Raw genomic sequence first — 448 nt, 5'->3', positions numbered from 1 at the left:
GCGGTTTCCTTCCATAATACTATGATGAGTTCATGTGACGGTTACTCCGGATGCAAGGAGAACAGCAGTATTAAGAAGAGGCACTTCAAACGGGTTCAAAGGTGTAACACCAGCAGGGGGCCAGCATTCTCCGATCTCAGGTGTTGGGGATAAGCTAGCGTTATAAAAAGCTCAAAAAAATCCAATAAAGAAAAAGACCTCAGAGGTGATAAAGAGGATTATGCCATATCGTAAACCTTTTTGAACTGGAGTAGTGTGGTGACCTTGATAAGTGGATTCTCGAATTACATCTCGTCACCATTGAAATATAGTTAGAAACAAAACGATTAACCCTAAGATGAGGATTGTAGTTTTTTGGAAGTGAAATCATATTGCTAGCCCTGAGGTGAGGAGAAGAGCGGCTAAGGCCGCTGTTAAAGGCCATGGACTGGGTTCGACTATGTGATAG

At 42.6% G+C, this 448-nt stretch carries 1 pseudogene; it reads right to left on the bottom strand.

The annotated features are described in order from the left end of the window. Positions 1-30: 30 nt before the first annotated feature. Positions 31-285 (bottom strand): annotated as a pseudogene (locus EUU22_RS26080) (cytochrome c oxidase subunit 3). Positions 286-448 lie beyond the last annotated feature (163 nt).

The organism is Ciceribacter ferrooxidans, from assembly GCF_004137355.1.
GTDB lineage: Bacteria > Pseudomonadota > Alphaproteobacteria > Rhizobiales > Rhizobiaceae > Allorhizobium > Allorhizobium ferrooxidans.
This window is presented reverse-complemented; position numbering and strand designations above follow the sequence as displayed.